General features: G+C 37.7%; 5 protein-coding genes. All 5 read right to left on the bottom strand.

The window, feature by feature from the left end; genetic code table 11:
• Window positions 1-266: replication initiator protein A (locus tag YK48G_RS00025; RefSeq protein ID WP_203628663.1), on the bottom strand; the 266-nt coding region annotated here is incomplete at its 3' end.
• Between the two features lie 624 nt (window positions 267-890).
• Entirely contained in the window at window positions 891-1,133 is a 243-nt protein-coding gene (locus tag YK48G_RS00020) for a hypothetical protein (RefSeq protein ID WP_003590746.1), read from the bottom strand.
• A 3-nt stretch (window positions 1,134-1,136) separates the two neighbouring features.
• Window positions 1,137-1,946 (bottom strand): ParA family protein, encoded by an 810-nt coding sequence (locus tag YK48G_RS00015; protein ID WP_033615103.1) that lies wholly within the window; start codon window positions 1,944-1,946, stop codon window positions 1,137-1,139.
• A gap of 180 nt (window positions 1,947-2,126) precedes the next feature.
• Window positions 2,127-2,408 (bottom strand): type II toxin-antitoxin system RelB/DinJ family antitoxin, encoded by a 282-nt coding sequence (locus YK48G_RS00010; protein WP_014564139.1) that lies wholly within the window; start codon window positions 2,406-2,408, stop codon window positions 2,127-2,129.
• 257 nt (window positions 2,409-2,665) lie between these two features.
• Window positions 2,666-3,518 (bottom strand): plasmid replication initiation protein (locus YK48G_RS00005; protein WP_203628662.1); only part of this gene is annotated, 853 nt, incomplete at its 5' end.

Below are 3,518 nucleotides of genomic sequence, written 5' to 3'. Positions count from 1 at the left end.
ATTTTAACGGCTTTTTCAGTAGCGCAGTTAAATAAGTCTTGTAGTTCTTGAACGGTAAAAATAAAGTAAACATGATTATCTTCATCAACCCAATGATTACGCAAAGAATACTCTAGCCGGTCTTTCAGTACCATATAAGCCAATTTAGCATCACTGCTTAAATGTTTATATTGCTCGCCATACATTAATACCTTAGGAAACTGGAAAAATAGGGCTCCATATACGTTATCGGCTTCATAGTAATTGAAATTTGTTGATTTTGTCATAATAAAAACTCCCTTTCTCGACTGACACACGCTGTCTCAAAAGAGAGTTGCTAAAACATTTGATTTGCTTTAAAATACAAATCTGATATGCTCTAACTGAATTACAAGGCGTTCATTTAGCCTTGAGGCTTTGTAATTTACCAGCATGTGTCTGTTTGTGAGTTGCCCAGTCGGCAACTTTTTTTAATTTCTAACAACAAAAATGGACTAAATAGCTTCAGTTAGCTACTTAGTCCATTGACTTTAATTTGTTTTTAACTATCCTTAACTTGTCCTTTGGGACTGGTTTGCAGTATAATTAACCTACAAATTAAGAACAATGTTCAGTCGATTTAGACCGGCAAGTTAAAATCGACTGAATCTAAGTAGCTGTCGTGTAGCTACTTGCTAAACCCAAAATCCCTGATTCCTCGTGAATCGGGGATTTTTCTGTTTAGCTTGATCTCTTTATTCGGTTGTTAAATTAGTCATAGTCTAGCATAGCGCTTACCTATCGGCAACTTTATTCTGTCTTGTATACTTTACAAGCCCCCATCGGTCCGTTGAGTCCGTTGATCAGATACAAGGTCTTCGTATCAATTATTGCTATCAACTATTTGTGATTTCATCATTTTCCCCACTCAATTATTCTTGAAAGTCTCTATAAGCATTTTCTATTATGGTATCTAATAAGGTTGATCTTGATTTTGCGTTCAACTGATTAACCATTTCATCTAAACGATCAATATTCTTTTGTTGAATTGAGAAGCTTGTCTTTACTTTTCGTTCCCAATTCAATTTTTCGTTAAGTGCATCTTTTTGCTGAATGTCTCTAGCCACTTGGTAATCGTTGTTGGTACTTGAAAACTTTTCAAATTTGTTTGCCATAAGTTAATCATTCCCCTGTTTTTGGATTTCTGAAAACACGTCACTTAATAGTTTGAGAAATGGCTCTTGTTCATGCAACTTGTCATTCTGGGTTGCATATTCTAGTATGCCCTCCTTTGCAAGCATACTAGCGTTAACTAATTCCTTTTCTGGGATAACCCCAATGACATTATCTATATGTTTGAGTGCTGATAAAAATTCGTGAGAAGAATTAGTATTGTGTTTGATTCGATTGCCTAAAAAGAATACGTTGGCAGTAATATATGACTTACCACTAACTGGATCAACAACTTCATCTTGTAAAGTTCCCACACTTTGCAATACTTTTGTATGACTTTCATACCCAAATCGACTTGGTTCCATTGGAGAAATGATTTTATCGGCTACAGCTACACCATTTTTGCTTAACAGGTTCCAAGCTGGTGGCAAGTCGATAATTATGTAGTCATATTTTTGATTCAGTTCTTGCGCATTTTTAACAAACCACATAAATAATAGCAATTCTCTATTTGGTTTTGAGGCTAAACGATCTGCTACTTCTTCCAGGTTGCTAGTTGATGGAATTATCGCGATATTATCCTGAACTTGTGTCTCAATTAACCCGGAGCTTGGTTTTTCTAGGACATCTGCAATGGTGGGCTTTCCACTGAAATTAAAATGTTCATTTTCAAAAGTGCCCGTCAAACTCTTCTGTGCGTCCAAATCGATCATCAAAACTTTTTGATCTTGTGTTTGTAAAAATTTGGCGAACTGAAATGCCATCGTGGTTTTACCAACGCCACCTTTGATAGCCATAAAACTGATTACTTGCATAACACACTTTCCTCCTAACATATAAAGATAAAGGTAATACTTAACAAATACCTTTTCTTTTCATACTGACTAGTAATTTTAAAAGCCTCGACCTTCTGTTCTGATACCCGACGAATTAAAACTGGCCGAGACTTGCCACCGTTAGTTTCTACAAAACTAACGTATAGGCTGACTAAGTCATTAGTCCTCATCTGGATCGTTGAGCCAATCAGCGACCTCTTTAGCGTCTTTGAACTCGGTGACTGGTGTCCCTTCGGTCGCCTTTAAAAAGCGTAAATTAGCTCTTTCTTCTTCGCTTAAAGACGCATTAAAAGGTAAAGCACCATTAGCAACAATCCGCTTGTAAAACATGTTAATGGCCGTGGTTGGATTTAAGCCCAATTCGCTTAAAATTGCTTCGGTATCATCGGCCAAATCTTTATCAATCTTGACTTGGACCCGTTTCTTTTCCTTAACTGCCATGATTGTCTCATCTCCTTTTTTACTACTACCATTGTACTGCCTTTTGAGTACCTTATCAATAGATAAAGCCCTGGCTTCAAATCACTTGAGCTTGGCGTTGATCTAAAGGCTGAACTTTTGAGTTGGTTAGCCTGGTTAGCTCTGGCGCTCATTTAAAAGCCCCTATTCTTCTGTTTAAGCCATTTAAATCTAACTTAAGCATAAAGAGGTTAGTAAGTCTTAAAACCGCTTAGAAAGGATTTTGTAGCCTTTTAGGACTAGTAGTACACCCCACTGTTATCGTTGTCGGCCGACTTTTCTTCTTCGGGGTGTTTGGCCGCATATTCTCTAGCCGCTTGTTTATTCCACCAAACGCCAAATAGGTTTTGCATGGCGCCGTATAAGTAGTTCTCAACATTCTTGATGTGCTTCTCATTGCTTCTCAGGGCGTTAAAGTAGCGTCTCAAGGCTTTAGTCATTAGCGGTTTAAGTTCTTCATCATCAAGCGGGATTATGACGCCAATATCTTTGTGATCTTTCTCAACTCGGTACTTAGCATTTAAGATAATGCCAATGAAGCGCCGCATTTGTTGTGGGGTACGGCACCAAAAACTAAGTAATTGCACGGCTTCGGGTTCTAAGAAAACCGGTAAACCGCTGTCTTCATCAGTTAAGAAATCATTAGCATGGTTCACCAAATCCTGGTTTTGCTTTTCTAGTTCTGCTGGTGAAAAATTGGCTGTGGAAAAGTCCAACTTTTGAGTATCTATATTGTATCTATTAGTATCTATGTTTTTAGAGTCTTTATATAGATTGCTTTCGATTTTCGAAATTCCGCTCGTAGCAAGGGATTGAGAGCTATTGTCAACGAAGTCACGCGGACTTTCGATTTTCGAAATTCCGCTCGTAGCAAGGGATTCAACGAACTCATGCGGACTTTCGATTTTCGAAATTCCGCTCGTAGCAAGGGATTTCGGCGTTTCTTGTCCATATTCACCCCTTAAATAGACATCAGTAGCTTTCACATCGAGCTTGGAAAGGTATAAACGATTCGGTTCATTCTTTTTCGTTTTAGGATTAAATCCCATTTGAATTTGTTTTAATAGATTGGCTGTTTGTAATTCTTTTTTT

The organism is Lentilactobacillus fungorum (genome assembly GCF_016860605.1).
In the GTDB taxonomy this organism is placed as follows: domain Bacteria; phylum Bacillota; class Bacilli; order Lactobacillales; family Lactobacillaceae; genus Lentilactobacillus; species Lentilactobacillus fungorum.
This window is presented reverse-complemented; position numbering and strand designations above follow the sequence as displayed.